The organism is Aquitalea denitrificans (assembly GCF_009856625.1).
GTDB lineage: Bacteria > Pseudomonadota > Gammaproteobacteria > Burkholderiales > Chromobacteriaceae > Aquitalea > Aquitalea denitrificans.
The window spans coordinates 3,353,611-3,379,118 of record NZ_CP047241.1; the positions used below are offsets into that span (position 1 = coordinate 3,353,611).

The window sequence follows — 25,508 nt, forward strand, 5'->3', positions numbered from 1 at the left end:
ACATCACTCGCGCTTGTGCAATTTCAATGTCAGGGTCAACTCCCCTTCACCATCATTGACCGACTGAATATTCTTCAAGGTGATCCCCGTGGGCAACAGCACACTGATGCCATGGCCGATACCATATTTAGATAGCGTCTTCTCAAGTCGCTTGGCCATGTTCTGAGCGGGCAGGCGTGCCTCATCATCCAGTGAAAACCCATAGGATTCCGCTGCGGTGTCAAAAGCCTGGCTTACCTGTTCCTTACCAACAAATTTCTCGGCAATGGAGCTGACCTGACTGGTGGACACCTCCTCCTCGGCTTCACACACCGCCAGGAATTCATCCTTGAAACGGGCTTGCTCCAACGGATCGGCAATTTCCTCGGAAAGCTGCTCCACCACACTTGCCACCATGCGGCTACTACTGTTGGCATCCGGCACACGCATTGCCTTGAGAAAATCATCCAGCCAGAATTTTGCCTGCTGACCACCACGGTCCACCGCATACACCAGAGGGCCGGATTCCAGAATCAAAGCTCCCTTGTCGATCAGCCTGGGATTGATACCGGATGCATGCCGGATATCAAACACCTCCCCGGCCTCCACGACCGACAGGAAATCATCTCTCACTTCTGACTTGAATACGCCCAGTGCGCGTAGCTCCCGGTCCCCGTCCGACAAGCCGGAAAACAGAATGACAAACAGATCCCCGGCACTGATATTCGGATGCTGTGAGCGAGCGTAAAGATGCTTGGCGATACGCTGCGACAGCGCGAGGAAGTCCAGTTCACCGCGGAAGAACTGCCGGGTGTAATGATAAATCTCATTCAGATTCAGATCAGACTCATGAAAGAACTGATGCTTTTTCTTGTCAGACACCACGCCACGCAGATAGCCGCTAAGGATCAGCGATGAAACATCATCATCAACCTCACTAGCACGCTCAGATAGCTGTAGCGCCTCACCTCGGGCCTGGTTACCTACCCGATGCACCACCAAGCGCTCAACACGCGATTCACCAATCAACATAAGCTGCCTCAGCTCAAAGCAAAGTTGGATTATTGCCCTCGCCTCGCTGCTTGACAATCGAAATGCACAGCACTGTAAGAATTATGCAAAACGGGACAATGCATGCCAATAGCAAATGAATAAGGAATAAATAACTATTAAACATCAAGCAAGGCAATGGCTTGCATTGCGAGGAAAACACCAACTTGAGATTATTAGCTGACTGCTAAACTAAGCATATAAATTTAAAATAAAAATCATCTTTTAAACCTAACACAGCTAAAACAAACCGAAACCACCGGATATAGGAAATTTCTTAGATTCAAAAATGATGTGTCTTAGATAAAAAAAAAGTCTCCCGTTCGATACTTGCCCAAGCCAAACGCATGAACCGCGTCAGCGCATTTGGATTCCCTCATCGAACACCTTAAGGAACAGACATCATGAAAAAACTGCTCACCACCGCTTCTGCTGCTCTTCTGCTGGCTGGCATTGCCGCACAGGCACAAGCTGCCGACGGCACCATCACCTTCAACGGTAACGTTACTGCTTCAGCTTGCACCCCATTTGTAGCAGGCGGCACTGCGGATGCTACCGTCAAGATGCCGATGGTTTCGGCTAAATCCTTGGCAACCGCCGGTGCTACTGCCGGTGCAACCCAGTTCACCATCGCGCTGACAGGCTGCTCGGGTGCAGCAACCCAAGCCGCTGCCTGGTTCGAATCCGGCACTAATGTAGACCCGGCTACCGGTCGCCTGATTAACACTGGCACCGCCACCAATGTTGACGTCGCACTGTACAACATTGGCAACAACACACCGATTGCTGTTGGCCAGGGTAATGGGACAATTGGCAGTAGCGGCTCAGCGGTAAATATCGCCAACAATGCCGCTACGCTGAACTTCAATGCGCGTTACTACGCGAAAGGAGCAGCTACTGCGGGTTCGGTAGTCGCCACCGTCAATTACACCATTCAGTATCAATAAGCAAACACCCACATGCATATAGACGCTGGCAACACTGCAGCGTCACTGCATATGGGTATGGCCTATTAGCTAAGGAGGAGTCGTATTTACTGGACTCCTCCTCTGACTATATATCGGCAAATTTACCCCTTCCCAACTTTCAGACTATACAAACAGTATGCACCCCAGGTCTGCCTACTCGAGGAACTTTGACATGAAAAAGGGCCTTACAAGCGTTTCAACCATTTTGCTACTAGCTGCATTGGCACCAGCAGTGCATGCCGCCGATGGAACCATCAACTTTAACGGCGATATTTCATCCGAAACCTGCACCATCAGTGCTGCCAATGGAACGAATGATGGCACGGTCATACTGCCAGTTGTTTCGGCAAGTTCTTTGGCCAGCCCTGGTGCCACCGCAGGTGCCACACAGTTTGCCATCACCCTCATCGGCTGCCCACTGACATTCAACAAAGCGGCTGCCTGGTTTGAGGCTGGTACCAATGTCGATGCAGCAAGCGGCAGACTGATTAATACCGGTACCGCAAAGAATGTCGATATTGCCTTGTACAACATGGATGCCAATACCCCCATCAATATTGGACAAGGCAGTGGCTTTGGTAGTAGCGGCGCATCCTTCGACATTATCAATAATAAAGCAATACTGAATTACCGGGCCAGCTACTACGCCAAAGCCGCAGTCACGGCTGGAGATGTTATTGCCACAGTAAATTACACCGTGCAGTACCAGTAAGTATTTTACCTTCATACACGGCTTCTGAAAGAAACACTTGTCAACAGAGGGGGGCACTGACCCCCTTCTGGTTTTCACACATAATATATCCGGGGAAAACATGATTAAAAACATTACGCTGGCAGTAAGCACTCTTTCCATCTGCAGCCTGCTTAATCTGGCACAGGCTGATGTTTCCATCAATACAACCCGCATCATTTACTTGGCCAGTAAAAAAGAAATTACCTTCAACGTGAATAATGCGGGCAAAAGGTCGTCACTAATACAGACATGGATTGATGAAGGGAATAGCAAGGACACACCAGACAATACTCCTGCACCCTTTATTTTAACTCCTCCCATATCGCTATTACAACCTGAAAAGGGGCAAAATATTCGCGTACGCTATACCGGGGAAACCGCGCTCCCTACAGACAGAGAAAGCCTGTTCTGGGTAAATGTACTAGAAGTACCACAAAATAGCGACGATACTAACCAACTGCGCATTGGCGTCAGGAGTCGGATAAAATTTTTCTTTCGCCCTGAAAAACTGGACATCGCACCGGAGAATGCACCGGAAAAATTAAGCTGGAATTGATTAACAAAAATTCTAAATGGCATGTAGCCATTCATAACAGCACGCCATACTATATTACTTTTAATCAAATACAGATTAATACCGAAAAAACAAAGGGCAGCGTTGATTTGTCACCGCAAAAATCCATGATTGCACCTAACAGTGATATCGAATACCCAATAACAGCTAAGAATGAAGAAATTAAATCAGGCATAAATTTCAGTATTATCAATGACTTTGGTGGCAACTCGAGCTATACAGCCAAGCTTGCCGAATAGACAAGCGAATAGCTGTCATCACTGTGACACAATAAGGTTTACACTGTGAAATCTGTTATCTTCAAAAAAAAGCCAATACACCTTTTTCTAGCAGTCTGCTTTGGCATGAGCCATCAAGCAGCACAAGCCAATGAAAATGGCAGCGAGCCTGCGTTTGACCGAAGCTTGCTATGGGGTGAATCTCTGAAGAAACTGGATTTCAGCAAATTTCAGACTGGCACATCACTACCGGAAGGTGAGTACAGCACGGATATACTTATCAACGACATACCACGAGGACGTCGTGATATTCGCCTGACCAAAACACCTGACGGTAAAGATACAGTTCCATGCATCCCTCGCTCTCTATTACTCGAACTGGGGGTCCGTGCCGACCGCTTGCCGGTAGCAACACAAAAAGATGAGTCACAAAAAGATGAGGATATTTGCGTTGATCTGGCCAAGCAGATCGATGGCGCATTTTATCAATTTGATAGCAACCTCCTGCAGTTAAAAATCAGTGTTCCGCAGGTGGGCATGCAGCAGCATTTAGCAGGCTATACTCCGCCGGAAAGCTGGGATGCCGGCGTGCCTGCCTTACTTGTTGATTACTCCAGCAATTTTTACTACTCGAAAACAGGTGACACCAGTAATAGCAATGCCTATTTATCCACAAATATAGGGCTAAATCTTGGCAGCTGGCGATTTCGTAATACGACGTCATTCAATTGGAGCAATTCGGGTGGGCACTCTATTGTTCCAACCCAAAGCTATATCAGTCATGATCTGGACACTATACATTCCCAACTGATTATTGGTGAAACCTTTACAGATTCCGATCTGTTCACTCCTGTCCCAATACGTGGAATGCGTATTGCCAGTGATGATCGAATGAAGCCTATCAATGATACTGGTTATGCTCCAGTCGTCCGCGGGATGGCCAGTAGCAATGCCCATGTAGTCATTCGACAAAATGGCTTTATCATTTCCGATACCACGGTTGCTCCTGGTGCATTTGAAATAAGAGATATTGCGCCGGCTAGCTACAATGGTGATCTTGAAGTAACGGTAACGGAAGCTGACGGTAAAGTAAAAACATTTTCCGTTCCCTTCTCTGCTGTACCACGCTCCTTACGAGAAGGTTCAGACCGCTACAACCTGTAGCCTGGGTCAAGTACGGAAATTACTCAATACCCGGCCCATGCTCGGACAATTTACCTACCAGCGTGGCTTATCTAATCTGATAACACTGAATGGCGGTGTTACGGCGTCAGATGGCTATTCTACGCTAGAGCTTGGTAGCGTATTCAACACCCAGTTTGGAGCCATGGGTTTTGATATTACCAATTCACATACCCGGCTTAATGACACTACGCTAACAGGCCAGTCATATCGACTCAGCTTCAGCAGATTAATCAAAGAGACGGGAACCAATGTCACGCTGGCCGCATACCGTTACTCGACTTCTGGCTTTATGGATCTGCAAACCGCGCTAAATATTCGTGATACATTGGCAAACCCGAATAATGGCCAGCTATTGCTTAACGACTTCGCACGTTTGCGTAGCCGAGCAGAAGTTAATATTAATCAAAATTTTAACAATAACACCTCTGCCTATATTAGCGGTTCAATCCAGGATTACTGGGGAGGCCAGCCACGCAATACACAATTTCAGGCAGGCTTACGACAAGGTTTCAAGTGGGGCAGCCTGGGACTAGATGCCAGCAGGCAGACCAACTTGGGCAATAAAACCGTCAACAGCATTATGTTTAGCATTAACTATAATCTGGATAGTAGCAAGATATTCAGCAGCTCGCTGCGCCACGACTCTACCGGCAGTAATGATGCCCAAATCAATATGAGCGGCACCATAGACGAAGATAGAAAACTCAGCTACGGAATAAATGCCGGGGAAAGTCATACTGGCGGCAGTAATAGCAGTAACTACAGCAGTATTGCTGGCAACATCGCCTATCAGGGTAGCAAAGGCATTGTTAATGCCAGTGCCAGCAGTGCCACCCATAGTAAGCAAGCCTCTTTCGGCTTGAGTGGCTCGGTAGTGGCCGCTGCCGGGACTGTGCTGCTCGGCCAGCAACTGGGTGAAAGCGCCGCCATCATCGAAGCCCCGGATGCCAAAGGCGCAATGGTGATGCCAGGCATCGGTGTGGAAGTTGATGGTTCAGGACATGCGCTACTGCCATCACTATCTTCTTACCGTAAGAATGATATACAGCTAGAAACCGGCAGCATGAGCGATGGCGTACAACTGGACTACAGCAGTACGCAAGCCATCCCACGCAGTGGTTCGGTCATTCTGGTGAAGTTTAAAACCAGCAAGGGCCTGCCGCTGCTACTGAAGACCCGCTTTGCCGATGAAAGCCCATTGCCTTTTGGTGCCAGCGTTAAAGACAAGGACGGCAATGTGGTCGGTGATATCGGACAAGGTGGCAAACTGTTTGCCCGTGTCAAACAGGCGAGTGGCAATCTGTTTGTCGACCTGGAAGGCGGCAAGAAGTGCATGCTGCGTTATGACAATGCCGATTCCAGCATCGCCTCATTCAAGAGCAGCGTCTGCCAGACAAGTTTAAATTAATGTATTTGACACAAACCGCTGAAGAATAAATCGAGTTGGGAGAGGATGACATGCCAGATGCCAGATGCAATACACAGCACACAAATAAATTATATAGAGGGCTGACTAAAATCGGCTTGCTGGTAGGGCTTATTATTTTACCTAATCTGGTTCATGGTGCCTGCACCCGAATGGGAGCCACTGGCAATATCCCATTAGCTATTTCCGGCGTCACGGCTCCTGCACGAGATGCACCACTAGTCACACCACTCAGCCCTTGGAATACCTATAATAATCTTACATTTTTTAATTGCGACACCACAAAGCTGACATACTTTTATGCAGCCGGGCAATCCACAGGCGGTAACATGATAATAGTTGGCTATTATACTGACCCAAGCGATGGAAATACATATCCGATCAACACATTTCCATTTAACACCGCTACAGGTCCGACTGCGGGAGTGGGCTATATTGTTGGAATAGGGCCGGATAGTAGTCGTACTTTACCTTGGGGGCTCGGTCAGATAGTTATCTATGATACAACTATTCCAAGCTCTCCATCAGTTTATTCCTTTATCAAACTAAGACTGGTACGTTATGCGCAACTCCCATCAAATACCATCCAGACAGGAAGTACAGGCTCTTTTGTGTTTTTGTGGACATCGGCAAATGCAAGCTATTCCTATCCAGATCCGGCAAAATCTCCCATGGCTCAAACACTATTTGCAGCCTTCGGCACAACCTATACATTCCCCCAGGGAACAGGCGCGAGCTGCTCGGTCAACACACAGAATTTGCAGGTTAATTTACCCGCCATTGAAGCCAAACAATTAAGCAGTGTTGGCGCAACTACCGGCAATACGCCATTTTCACTGTGGGTAAATTGCCCTAGTACTACACCTGTTAATGTATACATGACGCTGACTGATAATAGCAAGCCAGGTCAAACAAACTCTACGGTAGTCAGCGCGGCCAGTGGTTCTAGTGCAAGCGGGGTAGGGGTACAGATTAGCGATCAATACGGCCTACCGATTACCCTGGGGCCGGACTCCAGCATGGCGGGTAATCCTGGTCAGTTTTTGGTGAGAAGTAATTTGACAGGCAGCCTACCCATTCCATTTACCGCAAGCTATATCCGCACCGGGACTATAAAACCGGGGACACTGAAAGCAATTGCCACCTTCACCATGTCGTATCAATAGTATATCCACAGCCAAAGCAAAGATATACCAATCTTAAATGGTGACGTGCAGGCTAATTCCAGACAAGGCAGCATCAACACTCATAGCTTAGTCTATCAGGATGAACAGCTTGAACATCAATCACCTATGGATTTATCAACATGACTAAGCAGCACATACCCATTTACATTGCTGAAAAAATTGGCTTACTGATTAGCATTGCCATCCTGCCTAGCGTGACATATGCGTGCACAACATCTTACCCAACAATTGTTCCACTAACCATCCCACAATCTAGCATCATCGCCCCTGCGCGGGATGCACCACTGATTACACCGCTCAGCGCATGGGCCACAACGACATTATCTCCTGCATATACACGATGCAGTACCACCACAATGACTTATTTCTACATAGGAATGCTTACATCTGCTCTAACACGTGTGGGCTATTATTTTGACCCAAGCGATGGTATTAACTATCCTGTCTGGGGGTCTCCTGGATCCACGATTAATTTCGGAGTTGGCTTTATTGCAGGAGGAGGCTCCAACGGCTCAAATATAACACCCATTGATTTTTATGCTCCATATACACTCTATGAAGCAAAAATACCTAATACAACTGAACCCATTTTTGCAAAACTCCGTCTGATGCGTTATGCACCTATAACTCTTACAAAAGTTACCTATGGATATACTAACTGGGTAGGTTTTGTAGTAAGTTATAAATCCCCCGCCCAGTTTGATCCTGCGAGCAGTCGTATAACTGGTGTCACTTTTACGAGTAATAATCAAACGTGGACCGTATCGACAGGGAGTGCAGCTGCTAGCTGCTCAGTCAACACACAGAATTTGCAGGTTAATTTACCCGCCATTGACGCCAAACAATTAAGCAGTGTTGGCGCAACTACCGGCAATACGCCATTTTCACTGTGGGTAAATTGCCCTAGTACTACACCTGTTAATGTATACATGACGCTGACTGATAATAGCAAGCCAGGTCAAACAAACTCTACGGTAGTCAGCGCGGCCAGTGGTTCTAGTGCAAGCGGGGTAGGGGTACAGATTAGCGATCAATACGGCCTACCGATTACCCTGGGGCCGGACTCCAGCATGGCGGGTAATCCTGGTCAGTTTTTGGTGAGAAGTAATTTGACAGGCAGCCTACCCATTCCATTTACCGCAAGCTATATCCGGACCGGGACTATAAAACCGGGGACACTGAAAGCAATTGCCACCTTCACCATGTCGTATCAGTAGCGCAGTGGATTCAGGCGGATTTAAAAGGTAAGTTGAAATTGAAAAAGCCCTTGCATTATCTGCAAGGGCTTTTTTTGGAGGCGCGGGCCGGAGTCGAACCGACCTACACGGATTTGCAATCCGGTGCATAACCGCTTTGCTACCGCGCCGTAGCTTGTGTTCAATCAGCGCTGCGTCTGACTGATAAATTGTGGAGCGGGAAACGAGGCTCGAACTCGCGACCTCAACCTTGGCAAGGTTGCGCTCTACCAACTGAGCTATTCCCGCGTCGTGGGTGCTACTTTTGATAGTGTGGGTGGAGCGGGAAACGAGGCTCGAACTCGCGACCTCAACCTTGGCAAGGTTGCGCTCTACCAACTGAGCTATTCCCGCGTCGCATGGCACTACCAAACATGTTTACTGCTGCCAATACAGTGGATGGAGCGGGAAACGAGGCTCGAACTCGCGACCTCAACCTTGGCAAGGTTGCGCTCTACCAACTGAGCTATTCCCGCGTCGCATATACTGCTGCAAATCAAGTAGTGGAGCGGGAAACGAGGCTCGAACTCGCGACCTCAACCTTGGCAAGGTTGCGCTCTACCAACTGAGCTATTCCCGCATACAACTTGGTTTGCTTCTCTTGTCTGCCACCTAAGTGGCGTCGAGAGAGTGCGAATTATAAGGGTTTCTCGCCCCCTGTCAACACTTCAAACATCAATTTTTTTGCCGGAAAACTCGCGGGCAGCCATGCGCAGATAGTAAACCATTGACCATAAAGTCAAAATCACGGCGATAACCATGAAAATATTTCCTGCAAGCAGGCTATCCACACCAGGGAAAAGCGGACCGGCATAAAGCAACAACAGGATGGCCAGCATTTGTGCTGCCGTTTTCAGCTTGCCAATATAGGCCACGGCAACGCTGCCTCGGCTTCCCATGCCGGCCATCCATTCGCGTAGTGCGGAGATGGTGATTTCACGACCGATGATGATCATGGCCATCCAGCCCGGGGTACGGCCCATTTCCACCAGCAGGATAAGTGCAGCTGCCACAATGAGTTTGTCGGCCACTGGATCCAGAAACGCCCCGAATGCCGAGGTCTGGCCTAGCTTGCGGGCCAGAAAGCCATCCAGCCAGTCAGTCCAGGCGGCAAGGAAGAAGATCATGGCACCGACATTATTGCGGTCGGCGGCCAGCAGCATGGAATCCGGCAGGAAAAAGACGGCTACACACAGTGGTATCAGCGCAACGCGCAGCCAGGTAAGGAAGATCGGCAAATTGAAGGGCATGTGGTTAATCTGCTTATGGTTTTCGTTTAATGCAAAGCCTGGTAGATCTTTTCCGCGAGGGTTTGACTAATGCCATCTACCTGGGACAAATCGTCAATACTGGCTGCCACTACACCACGTAAACCACCAAAGCGCAGTAACAATTGCTGACGTCGCTTGGCGCCAACCCCTGGAATCTCTTCCAGCGTGGATGCTGTACGCGCCTTGGCACGCCGCGCACGGTGTCCGGTAATGGCAAAGCGGTGCGCTTCGTCACGGATGGTCTGGATCAGGTGCAATGCCGGGTGATCACTGCGCAATTGTAGCGTCTTTTGCTGGTAAGGGAGGATGAGCGTTTCCAGACCGGGTTTGCGCGCTTCGCCCTTGGCTACCCCGATGATGGGCAACGTCAGGCCCAACTCGGCAAAGACCTCTAGCGCCACACCAACCTGGCCCTTGCCGCCATCAATCAATACCGCATCGGGCAATACGCCCTCCCCTGCCGCCAGGCGACTATAGCGACGGGTAAGCGCTTCGCGCATCGCAGCGTAATCATCGCCTGCTTTGGCAGTTTCAATATTGAAGCGCCGATACTGACCGGGCTGCATGGCTTCCTTGTCGTATACGACGCAAGACGCCACCGTGGCTTCGCCCATGGTATGGCTGATATCAAAGCACTCCAGGCGCTCTACCCCCTCCAGTCCCAGTGCTTCGTTCAGCTGCGCCACGCGGTGTTGCTGGGTAGCCTTGCTGCTAAGACGCTGCTGAATGGCCAACATGGCGTTCTTTTCGGCCATTTCCAGCCACACGCGCCGTTCGCTGATGGGATTGCTGACCAGATGGACACGACGTTCCGACTGCTGCTCCATCAGTTCACGCAATGCCGCTGATACATCCTGATTGACAATGATGACCGGTGGCATGGGCGCACCGAGATAATGCTGGGCGAGAAATGCATCCAGCGCGGCTCCTGCATCGTCGTCAACAGCGCCCTGGGGAAAAAAGCTTTTGTCTCCCAGATGGCGACCGCCTCGTATCATTACCAGATTGATGCAAACCAGCCCGCCATCGGCGACTGCAGCCACGACATCACAATCCTGCTGGCTGGCATTACTGGAAACAAACTGTTTTTCCTGTACCCGGCTCAAGGCCTGGATCTGGTCGCGCAGCTCGGCTGCCTGCTCGAACTCCAGCGCCAGCGCAGCTTGCTCCATGCGCTGGGTCAACGTGTCGATCAGTTCGTTTTGCCGACCTTGCAAAAAGGCAACGGCGCTTTGCACATCGCCCCGGTATTCCTCCGCACTGATATGTTCGACACAGGGGCCGGAGCAGCGCTTGATCTGATACAGCAGGCAGGGGCGTGAGCGATTGGCAAATACAGCATCTTCGCAAGTGCGCAGGCGAAACACCTTTTGCAGGATCTGAATGCTTTCCCTGACGGCATAACTGTTGGGGTAAGGGCCAAAAAACTGATGCGGCTTCTTGGGTTCTCCCCGGTAATAGGCCAATTGGGGAAAGGTGTGGCCGGTCAGCATCAGATAGGGATAGGACTTGTCATCCCGAAACAGGATGTTGTACTTGGGTGCCAGCGCCTTGATCAGGTTGTTTTCCAGGATCAGCGCTTCGGCTTCCGAGCGGGTGACGGTGGTTTCAATACTGGCAATCTGCCGCACCATGAGCTGAATGCGGGGTGAGTGGTCAGTCTTCTGGAAATACGAACTGACGCGCTTTTTCAGATCGATGGCCTTGCCCACATAAAGCACATTGCCCGACGTATCGAACATGCGATAGACGCCGGGCAAATTGGGGAGTGTGGCCAGTACCGATTGATAATCGAAACTGTTCTGGTTCATGTGGTCACTGGTTACACCAGCTTTGCACATCCTGCTGGGCTTGTTGCTGCAGGGAACTGCGCTGGCTGTCGGTGGCGAGGGCATTGCTGCCGGGCATGCGGACACGACCATTTTGCTGCAGCGATGCCAGATTGTCGCGGGCGCGCTTGCAGTTTTCCTGTGCCACTTTCTTGTTCTGTTCTTTCACCTTGGCGTTTTCGGCAGAAATTTCGGCATTTTTCTTGTCGGTATCGCTCAAGGGGCTGCCCTTGACTGCCTTGGCCGGAGCCGATGCGGGCGCATAGGCGCGCACATTCATCTGCTTGGCCTTGGAACCTGGCGGCGGCTGATCGGAAAATACTGTTTTGCCGTTGGCATCGACATATTGATACACCTCCGCCATCGCGGGGGCCGACAGCAGCAATGCAACAAGCACGCTCAGAATAGCGGGGGTTTTCATGGTGTGATGTCCTAAGCTGAAACACACTGATTGTACGGTGTCGGGGCGCTGATCGCAAAAGCAAGCATCAGCATTTTTTGCAACACATCAATAGTCTCGGTATAATGCCGCTTTGCCGCAAAGGAAACGCCAGATGCGTATCATCGAGAAAGCCTATACTTTCGACGACGTTCTCCTCGTCCCGGCCCATTCGGAAGTTCTGCCGCGCGACGTAGTCCTCTCTACCAAACTCTCCCGCAATATCACGCTGAACCTGCCGCTGGTTTCTGCCGCCATGGATACGGTTACCGAATCCGGGCTGGCCATTGCCATGGCTCAGGAAGGTGGTATTGGCATCATTCACAAGAATATGCCGGCCGACAAACAGGCTGCGGAAGTGTCCAAGGTAAAACGCCACGAAAGCGGCGTGGTCAAAGACCCGATCACCATTGCCCCGGACATGCTGGTGCGCGATCTGGTGCTGCTGACCCGCCAACACAAGATTTCCGGCCTGCCGGTGATCGAAAACGGCAAGGTTGTGGGTATTGTCACCAACCGTGACCTGCGTTTCGAAACCCGCCTGGAACAGACCGTTGGCTCGATCATGACGCCGCGTGAGCGCCTGATTACCGTCAAGGAAGGTGCCAGCATCGACGAAGCCCGCGAACTGATGCACACCCACCGCCTGGAGCGCGTGCTGGTGATCAACGACAAGTGGGAGCTGAAGGGGCTGATTACCGTCAAGGACATCATCAAGACCAGCGAACACCCGAGCGCCAACAAGGACAATCAGGGTCGTCTGCGCGTGGGTGCTGCAGTTGGCACCGGTGGCGATACCGAACAGCGCGTTGCCGCGCTGGTGGCTGCCGGCGTGGACGTGATCGTGGTGGATACTGCCCACGGCCACAGCCAGGGCGTGATCGACCGCGTGCGCTGGGTGAAGCAGACCTACCCGCAGGTTGATGTGATTGGCGGCAACATCGCTACAGCCGCCGCTGCGCGCGCGCTGGTGGAGGCTGGTGCTGATGGCGTGAAAGTGGGCATCGGCCCCGGTTCCATCTGCACCACCCGTATCGTGGCCGGTGTGGGCGTACCGCAACTGACCGCCATCCACAATGTTTCCGAAGAACTGAAAGGCACTGGCGTGCCGATGATCGCCGACGGCGGCATCCGTTTTTCCGGCGACATTTCAAAGGCACTGGCTGCCGGTGGCAACTGCGTGATGCTGGGCGGCATGTTCGCCGGCACCGAAGAAGCGCCGGGTGAAGTCGAGCTGTATCAGGGTCGTTCCTACAAGTCCTACCGTGGTATGGGCTCGCTGGGTGCCATGAGCCAGGGTTCGGCTGACCGTTACTTCCAGGACAGCTCCAATGCTGCCGACAAGTTTGTGCCGGAAGGTATTGAAGGTCGCGTACCGTACAAGGGTCCGATCGCTGCCGTCATCCATCAGCTGATGGGCGGCCTGCGCTCCTCCATGGGTTACCTGGGCTGCGCCAACATCGATGAAATGCATGAAAAGGCCGGCTTCGTGGAAATCACCTCCGCCGGTATGCAGGAATCGCATGTACACGACGTACAAATCACCAAGGAAGCGCCGAACTACCACGTTTCGCGTTAATCCTTCGTCCCTTCGTCACAGCCGGTCCTGGACCGCTTGACGAACAAAAAGCCCGCGTCACACGATGCGGGCTTTTTTGTGGCTGTTACTCAGGCCAAGGGCAGCAACAAGCGGGTACGCCATGCCTCCGGTGCCACATCATGCGGACCGATCAAGGCTTCATCCAGCAAGGGGCGTTGGCCAAATTGCTCGCCACTACCGGGCAACCATTCCTGCAGCAACCAGTTCCATGCCGCTGCCAGACCCTGATACGGCCCCGCATGCACAATGCTGGCATAGCGCCCGGCCGCCAGCTCTCCATAGACAAAACCCAGCTCTTCCACTTTGGCACGCGGCAAGGACAAAGCCGGCGGCGGGGTCAGGCAGGCCGCTGCGCGCAATGCCTGCGGCGCAACCGTGGCGGGGTCATCCAGATATTGTCCAAAAGCGCGTAGTGCCTGATTCGGTCCGGCATGTTGCTGCAACAGCGCGCGCAAGGCAGCAAAAGCAGCAGCAATGCCGGTGTAAGGTCCAAGATGCGGCTTCATCAGCACCGGCAGCGGCTGTTCAAAATGAATGATTTCTACCTGATACATGGCGGGCTCCTGTTTAGTTACGTAAGGCCAGCAGCAAGCGGCTGCGCAACTGGGCGGGCGGTGTATTGTAGGGGGCATTCAGATACTGCTCGAGGCAAGGCAGGTCGGCGGGCTCCTCACCGCTTTGCGGCAACCAGTGGCGGTACAGCTGATCCCATGCGGTTTTTAGCTCGGCATACGGCCCTACATGCTCCAGGCAAGCATAACGGCTGGCAGGGATTTCACCACGCGCAAAGCCTTGCGCCGCCAGCGCGGCATCGCCCAGGCTGAATCCGGTGGGCAGACTGACACTGGCAATGGAACGCAAATCAGCCGCTGCCACCTCATCCGGATCATCCAGATACTGGCCAAACACCTGCAAGGGCTCCCCTTCTCCCGGCATTGGTCCCATCAGCGCATGCAGGGCGTCGAACGCCTGCCCTATCCCCATATATGGTCCATAATGCCGCCGCTGCACGACCGCAATGGCGGGTAACAAGATGATGCTGACATTGGGCATGACACGCTCCTGTGAAGTGGCGGAAATGAGCAAACGGCGCTGACGATAGCGCCCCGGCGTCTCGCCGTAGTGCTTGCCAAAGGCCCGCACAAAAGCGGCACTGCTACCATAACCGGCACGGGCGGCAATGCCCGGTAGTGCGCGACGGCCAGCAGCCAGTTCGTCAGCCGCACGGTGCAACAGCATACGTTGCCGGCTCTGACTCAGCGTCTCCCCCATCAGCGCATGAAACAGGCGATGAAAGTGATAGGGCGAGAAGCAAGCCTCCTCGGCCAGCCGCTCCAGCGAGACTGGCTGATCCAGATGCCGCCACAGATAATCCAGTGCGCGCATCAGACGCTGCGAATACAGGGTGCCGGGACCGTGCTGACGATAGGGTTTGCTCATGGCGGACAGTCTAGATGAGATGTATTGATCGATTTTGCGATTATTGATTTTTCCCACGGCAGGCACATCGCCCACAGCACATTGCATCACTTGGCGGGATCCGCTGATATTTTTTCCGTACACTATGTGCTTTGCCATCTTGCCGGTGCAACACTGATGCCCCTCACCCACACCAGCCGCGTCGAGTCTATTTCCCTCAACCACCATCGTCACCTGCTGCGCCACTGGGGGCGGGAAGATGCTACACCATTATTCATGCTGCATGGCTGGATGGATAGCTCTGCCACCTTCCAGTTTCTGGTGGATGCGCTGCCGGGCGACTGGCATGTCATGGCACTGGACTGGCGTGGCTTCGGTGATAGCGATTGGAATCAGGGCAGCTATTACTTCCCCGATTACCTGGCCGATCTGGACGCCTTGCTTCAGCACTTTTCCCCCAGGCAGCCAGTACGCCTGCTGGGTCACAGCATGGGTGCGATGATTGCCGGCATCTATGCCGGGGTACGCCCGGAACGCATTGCCCGCCTGTCGCTGGTGGAAGGCTTTGGTCTGAATGCCACGCGCCCGGCGGAAGCGCCAGGGCGCTATGCACGCTGGCTGCGCGAGCGTAGAGAGGCTCCGACATTCAACAGCTTGGGCAGCCTGGAAAATGTTGCGGACAAACTGATTGAACGTAATCCCAGGCTGGAAAGACAGCGCGCCCTGTGGCTGGCCGCTACACTCACCCGCAGCATGGCAGATGGTGAATTGGTATACCGGGCAGATCCGCGCCATAAAATGGTCAACCCGGTACTGTACCGACTGGAGGAGGCCAAGAGCTGCTGGCAGCGCATCACAGCACCTGTTCAGTGGGTGATGGGGGGCGATATGTGGGACCACCCCATGGCCAGGGGAGTGCTGGACACCCTGCCAGAACGCCGTGCCTGCTTTGCCCAGCTGCAAGAAACCGTGGTTGCCGATGCCGGCCACATGATCCAGTGGGAGCAGCCAGCCAGTCTGGCAGCCACCATTCAACCTTTCCTGCTTTAAGCTGTATCCCGCGCCTTTTTCAGACCGCCAGAATTTGTGTTTGACCGGTGTCAAAATGAGCAAACAAGCCGGAAAGATGCCCCTACACCGCTGAAGAAGGCTGATAAAATAAAGACAAATCATCTTCAGGATTGCCCAGCATGACGCCACTGATCAGCACCGACGAGCGCGATGAGCTCCTGAAAAACCTGGTTATCCCTCCCCGACCGGATGTGCTGGACAAGCTGATGGGCTTGCGCCAGGACCCTGATGTAACCTTGCAGAAGCTGGATGACATCATCAACGAAGACCCGGCGCTGTGCGTGGCCATGCTCAAAGCTGCCAATACACCGATACTGGGCCGGGGTCGGCATATCACATCGGTTCACCAGGCCATCAGCCTGCTGGGCATCAAGAACGTCATCAATCTGGTCAGTGGCCTGGTGTTGCGCACCCGTCTGACCGCTGAAACGCCGCCCGCGCTGGAGCAGTTCTGGGACAACACCCTGCTGATTGCCCTGATCGGCTCTGCACTGTGCGACCGGATTGTCCATGTGCCCGACGACTGCCGCAGTTTTGCCCTGTTTCACAGCTGTGGCATGGCCATCATGCTGATGCGCTTCCCCAGCTATATCCGCACCTTGCGGCTGGTAGAAATGGCCAGTGACGATCGCGTTGGCCTGGTGGAGCAGGAGCTGCACGGCACACGCCATGATGTGGTGGGTTATCTGGTGGCGCGCAGCTGGAACATGCCGGAAAACTTTGCCAAAGCCATCCTGATGCAGAATGACGATACGGTAATGGATACCAGTCCGGATGCCCCGCTGGATCACGATGGCCGCATGATGGTGGCGGTGACCCGCGCCGCGCGCCATGTGTGGCGCACCCTCACCCCCGGCAAGGAAGATACCGGCTGGGATGCCCGCAAGGATGAGGTGCTCAACTACCTGGGCATGTCGGATGTGGAGTTTGAAGACTGGGTGGATGCCATGCATCAGGAGCTGGCGGTCAGCGTATGAGCCGAGCCGGCCAGGCATAAAAAAACCGCGTGAATACCACGCGGTTTTTTCTTGTCCCGGGCAAGCCATCAGCCCAGATAACGTGCCTCGAGATGTGCGCGGAAATAGTCCGGATTCAAGGCCTCTCCGCAGGCACGGCTGACCAGCTCGGCGGTTGGGTAGCGGCTGGCCTGGCTCCAGATATTCTTGTCCAGCCAGTCAAACACGGCACTCAGCTCACCGGCAGCAATGCGCTGGTCCAGATCCGGCATGCTACGACGCATGACGGCAAAGTATTGCGCCGCATACATCGCCCCCAGGGTGTAGCTGGGGAAATAGCCGAAGCTGCCATCGGTCCAGTGAATATCCTGCAAGCAACCCTGGCGGTAGTTACCACGGGTATCCACACCCAGATAACTTTGCATTTTTTCGTCCCACAATGCCGGGATGTCTTCGGCTTCGATCTCGCCTTCAATCAGCGCCTTTTCGATTTCATAGCGCAGGATGACGTGGGCCGGATAGCATAATTCATCCGCATCCACACGGATGAAGCCCGGATGAACACGGCTGTAAAGCCGGGCAAGATTATCGGCGGCAAATGCCGGCTGCTCGCCCAGATGCTCGCTGATAAGCGGTGAAATCAGCGATAGAAAAGCAGGATTGCGCCCCAGCTGCATTTCGAAGGACAGGCTCTGGCTTTCATGAATGCCCATGGAGCGGGCACGCCCAACTGGCAGATGCAGCATATTGCGTGGCAGGCCCTGCTCGTAACGGGCATGGCCGGTTTCATGAATGATGCCCATCAGACTTTGCATGAAGTCATCTTCGCGGTAGCGGGTAGTGATGCGCACGTCTTCCGGCACACCTCCGCAGAAGGGATGTACGCTGACATCCAGCCGGCCTGCATCAAAATCGAATCCCAGCAAGGCCATGACGGCCAAACCGAGCTGGCGCTGCTGCTCTACCGGAAAGCTGCCCTGTGGCAGGACAAGCCTTTCCTGCGCTTGCTTTGCCATCACTTGGGAGATCAGGCTTGGCAGCCATTGCTTGACTGCGCCGAAGATACGGTCGATATCGGCACTTTGCATGCCGGGCTCGTATTTATTCATCAGGGCATCGTAGGGCGAACATCCCTGGGCAGCCGCTAGCAGCTTGGCCTCACGCCGCGACAGCAGCACCACTTCGCGGAAGTTTTCCAGGAAACCCTGCCAGTCGTTGCTGGCACGCTGCTCACGCCAGGCGTGCTCACAGCGCGCACCAGCCAGGGCCTGAGCCTCGACCAGATCCGCGGGCAGCAGATTGGCCTGCTGCCACTCACGCCGCATCTCGCGCAGGCTGGCAACTTCGGCCTCACTGAGGTTTTCCTGTTCGGCATCTTGCAAGGCTTGTGCCAGCTTCGGATCGGTCAGCGTGGCATGCATCAGCACTTCCAGCTCTGCCTGGGCTGCGGCTCTGGCCTCATTGCCCTTGGGTGGCATCATGGTGGCCTGATCCCAGCCAGCCATGGCTGCCAGATGAGCAAAACGGTGCAGGCGAGTAAAACGGGCAAGCAGCGATGCATACGCCGGTGATTGCGACATGCGAACTCCTGAACAAAACAAGTAAATGAGATGTAGACAAGCAGTGGCAGTGCCAGCCGGATCAAAGCCGACTGCTGTCACTGCCACTTCAGTGCTGGCGGGTAGTGCTGCCTGGTTGCAGCAGGCTGATGGGCTGGGCAGCCTCTTCCGCCAGATGGATGCGCTCGTGCGCAGGCGGAAAGGATAGCCAGTAATAGAAATATTCCCGCGCCAGCTGGACAAAGGCTTTCTGGTTCTGCGCATCATTCAGATGCAACAGCATGGCATCCACCACCATGCGGAAACTGTCTGGCCGGTAAGGTTGGCCTGACAACAGGAACAACATGCCCTTAAGCAGATATTCACGTTCCTGGATGTCCGCTTCGGGCATGCCATCCTCAAACAGCTTGCCCAGGTAAATTTCCAGCGAGGGTGGAAAAACATCGAAACCCTGCCGCCGCATTCTCTCCAGCAGGGAGGCCAACGAGTCGGCCATTTCCAGCCGGACATTGCGGGTGGTAAAGCCGGAGCGGGCTGTGATTTCCACCAGCTTCTTGACATCACCCAGCCAGAAATAATAGAACTCACGCGCGCAGGTCAGCGCTGTTACGCGATCGACCACCACGCAATCATTGACGAAGCGTTCCACCACGCGCCGGAATGACTGGGCATCACGCGATACACCATCCAGCATGGGCAGCAGGCGATCAAGCAAATGACGCCGCTCATCCAGCACCTGCTCGACCGCACCCTGCCGCAGGATAAGACGCAGATACGCATCCAGCGCCTGTTGCAGGGCGCTCATGTCCATGCCGGGAAGAGATGATACCGACTCAGTCATTGGCTTTTACTCGCGATGTCGGCCATTGCCGATGTTGCCCTCCGGCCTGCAGAGTGCAGCCAGGGGAAACCAGTTTCATTGTGGAACATGAAGAGCAGTTCGGCCAGACGAATTGCCGCTTCCTGCTTTACTTCAGGTCTAACTTCACGGCATGGCAAAGTTCATGCTGATACGGATGTCCGCCCCCACCATCCGCACATCCTGGATTTTGACCTGCTGCTTGTCAGCCAGATCCTCCAGCGCCGGCCAGGCAAACAGCCCTTGCGCCGTGCTGCCGACCAAGGCCGGGGCCAGATACAGAATGGCCTCGTCCACCAGTCCGGCGCGTACCAGCGCACCGTTAAGGCCGGCTCCGGCTTCAATCATGAGTTCATTGACACCGCGCTCGGCCAGTCGTTGCATCAGCATGGGCAGATTGGCGTGTCCGGCATCCTCCGGCAAAACCATCAGCTCAGCACCACGCTGCAGATAAGGCTGATGGCGTGCCTGGTCGGCAATACTGCTGACCAGCAGGGTATTGCCACCATGAAAAATCCGCCGGTCCGGTGGCGTTACCAGCCGGCTGTCCAGCACCACCCGCAAGGGTTGCTGCGGCAGAATGAAATCACGCACCGTCAATTGCGGGTTATCCACCAGCACCGTTCCGCTGCCGGTCAGAATGGCGCAGCTGCGTGCGCGCAGCTTCTGTACATCGTGGCGGGCTGCCGGGCCGGTAATCCACTGGCTCTTGCCATTGAGCAAGGCGGTCTTGCCATCCAGCGTGGCGGCTGCCTTGAGTGTTACCCAGGGGCGCTGCCGCTCCACCCTAGACAAAAACCCCCGATGCACGCGCCGGGCCTCTGTCTCCAGCAGGCCAGCACTGGCATCAATGCCTGCGGCACGCAGCATGGCCAGCCCGCGCCCTGCAACCTCATGATAGGGGTCCACCATGGCGGCCACCACGCGTGACACTTCTTCCTTGATCAGCCGCTCGGCACAAGGCGGGGTACGGCCATGATGACTGCAGGGCTCCAGCGTCACATAGGCGGTGGCACCACGCGGGCTATCACCACGGGCAAGGCAATCCTTGATAGCCTGGATTTCGGCATGATCTCCACCCACCTGCAGCGTAGCGCCTTCGCCGATCACCCGGCCATCGCGGACCAGTACACATCCAACTCCGGGATTGGGTGCCGCCCTGCGGGTGGCGGCTTCGGCCAGGCGCAATGCCTGCTGCATGAATACATGGTCTTGCGGAGAAAACAACGACATCAACAAGCCTTCCAGCGGAATGAATAGTGGTCATGCCAACCCGCAATGGGCGGCAGCCCCTGATAAGCAAGCCACACCCGGCCTGCGCCGGGTAGCAGCACTGATTCAATGATTGGACTTCTGTATTTCCTTGATTGCATCCGAGAATTCGGAGATATCCTGGAAGCTGCGATAGACCGAGGCAAAACGCACGTAGGCCACCTTGTCCAGCTTGGCCAGTTCGTTCATCACCATTTCACCAATCTGCCTGCTGGACACTTCACGCTCGCCCAGTTGCAGCAGGCGATGGCAGATGCGGTCGATGGCGTCATCCACCAGCGCCGTTGGTACCGGGCGCTTGTGCAGGGCGCGCAGAAAGCTGGTACGCACCTTTTCGATCTCGAATTCGGAACGATGGCCACCAGACTTGACCACCTGCGGCATGCGCACATCGGCAGTCTCGAATGTCGTGAAGCGCTTTTCACAGGCCAGGCAACGGCGACGGCGACGGATACTGGCACCGTCTTCGCTGACGCGGGAGTCAATCACCTGCGTATCGGCATTGCCACAGAAAGGACATTTCATGACGTGTCAATCCAGTGTTTTTTTGATAAGCACTGATGGTATCAGCAAAGACAACACAGGTTAATGCCTGCCATCGTAAAGCCGTGTTGATTTGACGCAGACAATAAAAAAGGCAGCCCGCAGGCTGCCTTTTACTCAGCGATGTTCCGCTTACTTGGCGTAAACCGGGAAACGATGGCACAGCGCGGTAGCCTGTTCGGCCACACGAGCGATGGCGGCATCGTCGTTCGGGTTGTCCAGCACGTCGGCAACCAGGTTGGCAACCATCACGGCTTCGGCTTCCTTGAAGCCGCGGGTGGTGATGGCCGGGGAGCCGATACGGATGCCGGAAGTCACAAACGGGCTTTCCGGGTCATTCGGAATGGCGTTCTTGTTGACGGTGATGTGACCACGGCCCAGCAGCGCATCGGCAGCCTTGCCGGTCAGGCCCTTGGGACGCAGGTCCACCAGGAAGACATGGCTTTCGGTGCGGCCGGAGATGATGCGCAGACCACGTTCAGCCAGGGCGCGGGCCATGGCGTCGGCGTTCTTCAGCACTTGTTCCTGGTACACCTTGAATTCCGGTTGCAGCGCTTCCTTGAAAGCGATGGCCTTGCCGGCAATCACGTGCATCAGCGGGCCGCCTTGCAGGGTCGGGAATACATTGCTGTTGATGCTCTTCTCGAACTCAGCCTTGGCCAGGATGATGCCGCCACGCGGACCACGCAGGGTCTTGTGGGTGGTGGAGGTCACGAAGTCAGCGTACGGAACCGGGTTCGGGTATACACCAGCAGCGATCAGACCGGCGTAGTGTGCCATGTCGACCATGAAGTAGGCACCGCACTTCTTGGCGATCTGACCCATGCGTTCGAAATCGAAGCGCAGGGCGTAGGCAGAAGCACCGCCAATGATCAGCTTGGGCTTGGTTTCCATCGCTACGCGTTCCATGTCGTCGTAGTCGATTTCTTCCTTCTCGTTCAGACCGTAGGCCACGATGTTGAACATCTTGCCGGACAGGTTGGCCGGAGAGCCGTGGGTCAGGTGACCACCATGGCCCAGGTTCATGCCCATTACGGTGTCACCCGGCTTCAGGATGGAGAAGTACACCGCCTGGTTGGCCTGGCTGCCAGAGTGCGGCTGCACATTGGCGTATTCGGCACCAAACAGCTGCTTCACGCGGTCGATGGCCAGTTGCTCGACCACGTCTACGTGTTCACAGCCACCATAGAAACGCTTGGCCGGATAGCCTTCGGCATACTTGTTGGTCAGCTGGGAGCCCTGGGCTTCCATCACTGCGGGGCTGGTATAGTTTTCGGAAGCAATCAGTTCGATATGATCTTCCTGGCGTTGGCACTCGGCCTTGATAGCGGCGGCCAGTTCCGGGTCGAACTTGGCAATCGTCTGGTCAGCTGCAAACATCTTTGACTCTTCCATCAAAGGGTTAACGATGAGGCCATTCTACACGAATCGCCCTGTGAAACATTTTCACGTAAAGCATTTTTGGCAATGCAGCACTCGCTGTACGCCATCATCATTGCTTACTGCCCTTCAGCCTGCTTCAGGTCGTCTGCCGTAAAGAACAGCGGAATCCCGTCGCGGCTTTCCGGGTACACCTCGGGTAGCACATGCACATCGCGCACCCGGCATTCCGCCATCAGTTCACGGAAATTCGATTCGATCAGCGCCACATTGTCCATGGCCGCCAGCGGCCAGACAAAGGCTTCCCAGTTGCGCTCGTCACCTTCTGCCGACAGGGTGATATGCAATTCACCGTTGTCGTGGGCGGACAGGACGGCCACCGGGTCTTTCGACAGCTCACGCAGGCGGCGGATCTGACTGCTGGCAAACACCTGCAAAGCCACTTCGAAGCGGGCGAAATTGCCGGCCACCAGCGCCTGCATCACCGGCAAGGGCGGGCGGGCAATCGGAAACAGCGTCACGCCATCGGTATGCAGCTGTTCACCAAGGAATTTCATCAAGGGCATGCCCCAGGCACCCACGGTGCCACCCAGCTTCACCGGCACGGCATCGCCTTCCGGCTGGATGGCCACGCCCAGCAAGTAACGCAGGAATACGCCTTCTTCTTTCAGGGTGATGGCGGCACCATCCAGCGCCTCCCCTACCCCTTCTGCAGCAACAGTCAGCTCGCGGGTCAGGCGATACAGTCTGGCAGCATCCATTGCCACCACGGTGTCCGGATGCAACAGCTGGCCAAACACGCGCACATCGCCATCCGAGCTAAGCACCCCATGCTGACGTAGCAAGTCATTCAGTCCATCTTCATCAGTAATGGCTGCCGGCAGCGTTGCCTGATTTTTGCTGCCAGCCACCAACACCAGCGGCAAGGCAAATACATGCGCACAGCGGCCTTGCGGCTGCTCTGCCGCGGCCCGTAATGCATCCCACACAATCTTATAAGTGTCCTGCGACGGCACCATCGCCAATGCGACCGAAATGGAGAGCAATTCGCCACGTTGCAGCATTTGCGCCATGGCGTCGCGAATGGCGACAAACCACATTTCGCGATCCGCCTCGGTGGTGGCGTTTTGCACCGACAAGGCGTTATGGATCAGCATATTGGTCAGCGATACCTGCGGGTGGTACTGGCGCGGGTCCGGAAGAGTGAGAAGCGGCTGCGACATCATGTCATCCTGCTGAAATCGGGAAAGGCCATATTGTCGCACAGTCCGTTGCCGCTGGTTCACCAAGCAAGCGCTTGACTTTCGATTTCAAACATAAGCATGTGCTGATTAGCGACAAAAACGGATATTTTTTCGTTTTCCGAAAATTCAGATGTTGACACTCGCGCACTGTATCTGGATAATCCGTACTCGTTGAGATGCAGCAATTGCTTCTTGATAGTTTCTCCTCTATTTCTCCTTTGTAGACTTGGCGCGGGCCTCACGGCACCGCGCATTTTTTTTGCCCAATGCAGCCAAAGCACGACAAATCAAGCCTATAACACAATGTTATTAAAGATTTTTTACAGAAATACGTAAAGAATCCAGCCCGGCAGATCACAGCTTCCCACGATTACAAACACCTCTCCGGCACGGATTTCCTGCCTTGCCGAGCCGAGTGCGACCCGGCAAGGTAATGACAAGCGCAAATGTTCGGTTGTGAGCAATGTGACACAAAATATTAAACATATATTGTATACAAGTTCTAATTATTACAAAAAAGAAAAACCGAACATGCGGAAATGTTCGGTCTTGCCAGGAAGAGCAAGAGGATGCAGCGCCAGAACACGCTGCCAATCAGGGAATCCGGCTTGCTTGTATAACCGGAAATGATCTGACTACAGGTGGAAATTTAAGTTCACCGCCAAAGAAAAGTCTTATCCACGGTCAAGACCACCTGTGGCAAATACCCGACAGTTTTACTCGGTCTTATCTGCCTAACCCTTATTTCAGCGCTGGGCGCGGCAAATCCAGCCAGCGTTGTACCGATGTCCGCTGCCATTGCAAAGCCGCATAATCGGCTAGCCGCTGTGGCATGGGGTCGCCATTCAACCGTAAGCGGTTGAGCATCAACGCCAGATCGACATCCACAATACTCCACTGCCCAAACAGGTAGTCCGCACCGGCAGGCAATGCCTGCTCGGCCACCCGTAGCAGTTTGTGGGCGGCACGCCGGGCCGCATCAGACAGCGGGCACCTTATTGGCCGGTAGAACACCACCAGGGTGTCACGCTCCTGTCGCAAAGGCAGCAGATCACTGCGCAGCCAGGCCTGGATTTGCCGCGCCCGCGCCCTGTCCTGGGGGGATGGCGGATACAAAGCCGGGTCGGGAAACAGCTCGTCCAGATATTCGGTAATGGCCGAGGACTCACTGAGCACGAAGTCACCATGCTGCAAGGCCGGCACACGCGCTGTCAGCGAACTGGCAGCATAAGCCGGTGCATGATTGGCCCCGGCATCCAGATCCAGTGTCGACAGGGTAAAGGGCAGTTGCTTTTCCAGCAGCGCCACATACACCGACATGGCATAGGGGCTGCAATACTGGGCATCGACGGTCAGCTGCAGTGATGAAGTTGATGGCATGGTCGGCTCGCAATGGGTTGATCGATCAAGCAACTGAGACAGCTTGCCGCGCAAGGCGCAAGCACAGTTGCCGCTGTTCCAGTTAAAGCATGGAAGAAGTCGCGGACAACCACATAAAAAACGGCAGCCGC

24 protein-coding genes and 5 tRNA genes are annotated in these 25,508 nt (G+C 54.4%); 11 read left to right on the forward strand and 18 right to left on the reverse strand.

Features of this window, described 5'->3' with window-relative positions; all coding sequences use genetic code 11:
* Positions 1-3: 3 nt before the first annotated feature.
* Positions 4-1,068, reverse strand: coding sequence for a nucleoid-associated protein (locus GSR16_RS15265; protein WP_240902508.1), 1,065 nt, complete (start codon positions 1,066-1,068; stop codon positions 4-6).
* A gap of 365 nt (positions 1,069-1,433) precedes the next feature.
* On the opposite strand from GSR16_RS15265, the gene GSR16_RS15270 reads away from it, so the two are divergent.
* The 8 genes from GSR16_RS15270 to GSR16_RS15305 all read left to right on the forward strand — a co-directional run bounded on the left by GSR16_RS15270 (position 1,434) and on the right by GSR16_RS15305 (position 8,537).
* Complete coding sequence (locus GSR16_RS15270; protein WP_159878848.1) at positions 1,434-1,976, forward strand: fimbrial protein; 543 nt, start codon at positions 1,434-1,436, stop codon at positions 1,974-1,976.
* A 193-nt stretch (positions 1,977-2,169) separates the two neighbouring features.
* Positions 2,170-2,709, forward strand: a complete 540-nt coding sequence (locus tag GSR16_RS15275; RefSeq protein WP_159878850.1) for a fimbrial protein — start codon at positions 2,170-2,172, stop codon at positions 2,707-2,709.
* A gap of 100 nt (positions 2,710-2,809) precedes the next feature.
* Entirely contained in the window at positions 2,810-3,286 is a 477-nt protein-coding gene (locus tag GSR16_RS15280; protein ID WP_159878852.1) for a fimbrial biogenesis chaperone, read from the forward strand.
* Positions 3,283-3,543: a fimbrial biogenesis chaperone gene (locus GSR16_RS15285; protein WP_159878854.1), complete on the forward strand. Its 261-nt coding sequence runs from the start codon at positions 3,283-3,285 to the stop codon at positions 3,541-3,543. Before GSR16_RS15280 ends, GSR16_RS15285 begins: the two co-directional genes overlap by 4 nt.
* A 45-nt stretch (positions 3,544-3,588) precedes the next feature.
* Entirely contained in the window at positions 3,589-4,686 is a 1,098-nt protein-coding gene (locus GSR16_RS21355; RefSeq protein ID WP_159878864.1) for a fimbria/pilus outer membrane usher protein, read from the forward strand.
* A gap of 37 nt (positions 4,687-4,723) precedes the next feature.
* Entirely contained in the window at positions 4,724-6,115 is a 1,392-nt protein-coding gene (locus GSR16_RS21360) for a fimbria/pilus outer membrane usher protein (protein ID WP_159878873.1), read from the forward strand.
* 50 nt (positions 6,116-6,165) lie between these two features.
* Complete coding sequence (locus GSR16_RS15300; RefSeq protein WP_159878875.1) at positions 6,166-7,299, forward strand: fimbrial protein; 1,134 nt, start codon at positions 6,166-6,168, stop codon at positions 7,297-7,299.
* 140 nt (positions 7,300-7,439) lie between these two features.
* On the forward strand, positions 7,440-8,537 hold the full coding sequence (locus GSR16_RS15305) for a fimbrial protein (protein WP_159878877.1): 1,098 nt from the start codon (positions 7,440-7,442) through the stop codon (positions 8,535-8,537).
* Between the two features lie 75 nt (positions 8,538-8,612).
* On the opposite strand, the gene GSR16_RS15310 is transcribed toward GSR16_RS15305, so the two are convergent.
* The 8 genes from GSR16_RS15310 to GSR16_RS15345 all read right to left on the reverse strand — a co-directional run bounded on the left by GSR16_RS15310 (position 8,613) and on the right by GSR16_RS15345 (position 12,076).
* Positions 8,613-8,686: transfer RNA gene (locus GSR16_RS15310), tRNA-Cys, on the reverse strand.
* A gap of 42 nt (positions 8,687-8,728) precedes the next feature.
* A tRNA-Gly gene (locus tag GSR16_RS15315) sits at positions 8,729-8,804 on the reverse strand.
* Between the two features lie 29 nt (positions 8,805-8,833).
* Positions 8,834-8,909, reverse strand: a tRNA-Gly gene (locus tag GSR16_RS15320).
* A gap of 46 nt (positions 8,910-8,955) precedes the next feature.
* Positions 8,956-9,031, reverse strand: a tRNA-Gly gene (locus tag GSR16_RS15325).
* Between the two features lie 28 nt (positions 9,032-9,059).
* Positions 9,060-9,135, reverse strand: a tRNA-Gly gene (locus GSR16_RS15330).
* Positions 9,136-9,223: 88 nt separating this feature from the next.
* Positions 9,224-9,805, reverse strand: coding sequence for a CDP-diacylglycerol--glycerol-3-phosphate 3-phosphatidyltransferase (gene pgsA, locus GSR16_RS15335; protein ID WP_089084969.1), 582 nt, complete (start codon positions 9,803-9,805; stop codon positions 9,224-9,226).
* Positions 9,806-9,831: 26 nt separating this feature from the next.
* On the reverse strand, positions 9,832-11,637 hold the full coding sequence (gene uvrC, locus GSR16_RS15340; RefSeq protein WP_159878879.1) for an excinuclease ABC subunit UvrC: 1,806 nt from the start codon (positions 11,635-11,637) through the stop codon (positions 9,832-9,834).
* A 4-nt stretch (positions 11,638-11,641) separates the two neighbouring features.
* A complete protein-coding gene (locus GSR16_RS15345; RefSeq protein WP_159878881.1) occupies positions 11,642-12,076 on the reverse strand; it encodes a DUF4124 domain-containing protein in 435 nt (144 codons plus the stop codon).
* A gap of 133 nt (positions 12,077-12,209) precedes the next feature.
* Here GSR16_RS15345 and guaB point away from each other — a divergent pair, with 133 nt between their 5' ends.
* Complete coding sequence (gene guaB / locus GSR16_RS15350; RefSeq protein ID WP_159878883.1) at positions 12,210-13,673, forward strand: IMP dehydrogenase; 1,464 nt, start codon at positions 12,210-12,212, stop codon at positions 13,671-13,673.
* Positions 13,674-13,762: 89 nt separating this feature from the next.
* Here the strand turns inward: guaB and GSR16_RS15355 are convergent, their stop codons facing one another.
* Together GSR16_RS15355 and GSR16_RS15360 are read right to left on the reverse strand one after the other, a co-directional pair.
* The gene (locus GSR16_RS15355; RefSeq protein WP_159878885.1) at positions 13,763-14,248 is read right to left on the reverse strand and encodes an AraC family transcriptional regulator; all 486 of its coding nucleotides are present in this window, start codon (positions 14,246-14,248) and stop codon (positions 13,763-13,765) included.
* A gap of 13 nt (positions 14,249-14,261) precedes the next feature.
* Positions 14,262-15,134 (reverse strand): AraC family transcriptional regulator, encoded by an 873-nt coding sequence (locus tag GSR16_RS15360; RefSeq protein ID WP_159878887.1) that lies wholly within the window; start codon positions 15,132-15,134, stop codon positions 14,262-14,264.
* Positions 15,135-15,290: 156 nt separating this feature from the next.
* Here GSR16_RS15360 and GSR16_RS15365 point away from each other — a divergent pair, with 156 nt between their 5' ends.
* A complete protein-coding gene (locus GSR16_RS15365) occupies positions 15,291-16,163 on the forward strand; it encodes an alpha/beta fold hydrolase (RefSeq protein WP_159878889.1) in 873 nt (290 codons plus the stop codon).
* 140 nt (positions 16,164-16,303) lie between these two features.
* Positions 16,304-17,161, forward strand: a complete 858-nt coding sequence (locus tag GSR16_RS15370; RefSeq protein ID WP_159878891.1) for an HDOD domain-containing protein — start codon at positions 16,304-16,306, stop codon at positions 17,159-17,161.
* Positions 17,162-17,229: 68 nt separating this feature from the next.
* On the opposite strand, the gene GSR16_RS15375 is transcribed toward GSR16_RS15370, so the two are convergent.
* From GSR16_RS15375 to yfcF, 7 genes are all read right to left on the reverse strand, one after another.
* Positions 17,230-18,720, reverse strand: a complete 1,491-nt coding sequence (locus GSR16_RS15375) for a carboxypeptidase M32 (RefSeq protein ID WP_159878893.1) — start codon at positions 18,718-18,720, stop codon at positions 17,230-17,232.
* Positions 18,721-18,808: 88 nt separating this feature from the next.
* Positions 18,809-19,540, reverse strand: coding sequence for a hypothetical protein (locus GSR16_RS15380; RefSeq protein WP_205677444.1), 732 nt, complete (start codon positions 19,538-19,540; stop codon positions 18,809-18,811).
* Between the two features lie 144 nt (positions 19,541-19,684).
* Positions 19,685-20,791, reverse strand: coding sequence for a bifunctional diaminohydroxyphosphoribosylaminopyrimidine deaminase/5-amino-6-(5-phosphoribosylamino)uracil reductase RibD (ribD, locus tag GSR16_RS15385; protein WP_159878895.1), 1,107 nt, complete (start codon positions 20,789-20,791; stop codon positions 19,685-19,687).
* Positions 20,792-20,896: 105 nt separating this feature from the next.
* Positions 20,897-21,355, reverse strand: coding sequence for a transcriptional regulator NrdR (gene nrdR, locus GSR16_RS15390; RefSeq protein WP_159878897.1), 459 nt, complete (start codon positions 21,353-21,355; stop codon positions 20,897-20,899).
* 150 nt (positions 21,356-21,505) lie between these two features.
* Positions 21,506-22,753, reverse strand: coding sequence for a serine hydroxymethyltransferase (gene glyA, locus GSR16_RS15395; protein WP_159878899.1), 1,248 nt, complete (start codon positions 22,751-22,753; stop codon positions 21,506-21,508).
* 119 nt (positions 22,754-22,872) lie between these two features.
* A complete protein-coding gene (locus GSR16_RS15400; protein ID WP_159878901.1) occupies positions 22,873-23,976 on the reverse strand; it encodes a hypothetical protein in 1,104 nt (367 codons plus the stop codon).
* Between the two features lie 762 nt (positions 23,977-24,738).
* The gene (gene yfcF / locus GSR16_RS15405) at positions 24,739-25,377 is read right to left on the reverse strand and encodes a glutathione transferase (protein WP_159878903.1); all 639 of its coding nucleotides are present in this window, start codon (positions 25,375-25,377) and stop codon (positions 24,739-24,741) included.
* Positions 25,378-25,508: the final 131 nt, after the last annotated feature.

Excerpts from the sequence above, each read along its gene's own strand:
- GSR16_RS15270 (WP_159878848.1), top strand. The coding sequence starts at position 1,434 with ATGAAAAAACTGCTCACCACCGCTTCTGCTGCTCTTCTGCTGGCTGGC.
- GSR16_RS15275 (WP_159878850.1), top strand. The coding sequence starts at position 2,170 with ATGAAAAAGGGCCTTACAAGCGTTTCAACCATTTTGCTACTAGCTGCA.
- GSR16_RS15280 (WP_159878852.1), top strand. The coding sequence starts at position 2,810 with ATGATTAAAAACATTACGCTGGCAGTAAGCACTCTTTCCATCTGCAGC.
- GSR16_RS21360 (WP_159878873.1), top strand. The coding sequence starts at position 4,724 with ATGCTCGGACAATTTACCTACCAGCGTGGCTTATCTAATCTGATAACA.
- GSR16_RS15300 (WP_159878875.1), top strand. The coding sequence starts at position 6,166 with ATGCCAGATGCCAGATGCAATACACAGCACACAAATAAATTATATAGA.
- GSR16_RS15305 (WP_159878877.1), top strand. The coding sequence starts at position 7,440 with ATGACTAAGCAGCACATACCCATTTACATTGCTGAAAAAATTGGCTTA.
- pgsA (WP_089084969.1), bottom strand. The coding sequence starts at position 9,805 with ATGCCCTTCAATTTGCCGATCTTCCTTACCTGGCTGCGCGTTGCGCTG.
- uvrC (WP_159878879.1), bottom strand. The coding sequence starts at position 11,637 with ATGAACCAGAACAGTTTCGATTATCAATCGGTACTGGCCACACTCCCC.
- GSR16_RS15345 (WP_159878881.1), bottom strand. The coding sequence starts at position 12,076 with ATGAAAACCCCCGCTATTCTGAGCGTGCTTGTTGCATTGCTGCTGTCG.
- guaB (WP_159878883.1), top strand. The coding sequence starts at position 12,210 with ATGCGTATCATCGAGAAAGCCTATACTTTCGACGACGTTCTCCTCGTC.
- GSR16_RS15355 (WP_159878885.1), bottom strand. The coding sequence starts at position 14,248 with ATGTATCAGGTAGAAATCATTCATTTTGAACAGCCGCTGCCGGTGCTG.
- GSR16_RS15360 (WP_159878887.1), bottom strand. The coding sequence starts at position 15,134 with ATGAGCAAACCCTATCGTCAGCACGGTCCCGGCACCCTGTATTCGCAG.
- GSR16_RS15365 (WP_159878889.1), top strand. The coding sequence starts at position 15,291 with ATGCCCCTCACCCACACCAGCCGCGTCGAGTCTATTTCCCTCAACCAC.
- GSR16_RS15370 (WP_159878891.1), top strand. The coding sequence starts at position 16,304 with ATGACGCCACTGATCAGCACCGACGAGCGCGATGAGCTCCTGAAAAAC.
- GSR16_RS15375 (WP_159878893.1), bottom strand. The coding sequence starts at position 18,720 with ATGTCGCAATCACCGGCGTATGCATCGCTGCTTGCCCGTTTTACTCGC.
- GSR16_RS15380 (WP_205677444.1), bottom strand. The coding sequence starts at position 19,540 with ATGACTGAGTCGGTATCATCTCTTCCCGGCATGGACATGAGCGCCCTG.
- ribD (WP_159878895.1), bottom strand. The coding sequence starts at position 20,791 with ATGTCGTTGTTTTCTCCGCAAGACCATGTATTCATGCAGCAGGCATTG.
- nrdR (WP_159878897.1), bottom strand. The coding sequence starts at position 21,355 with ATGAAATGTCCTTTCTGTGGCAATGCCGATACGCAGGTGATTGACTCC.
- glyA (WP_159878899.1), bottom strand. The coding sequence starts at position 22,753 with ATGTTTGCAGCTGACCAGACGATTGCCAAGTTCGACCCGGAACTGGCC.
- GSR16_RS15400 (WP_159878901.1), bottom strand. The coding sequence starts at position 23,976 with ATGTCGCAGCCGCTTCTCACTCTTCCGGACCCGCGCCAGTACCACCCG.
- yfcF (WP_159878903.1), bottom strand. The coding sequence starts at position 25,377 with ATGCCATCAACTTCATCACTGCAGCTGACCGTCGATGCCCAGTATTGC.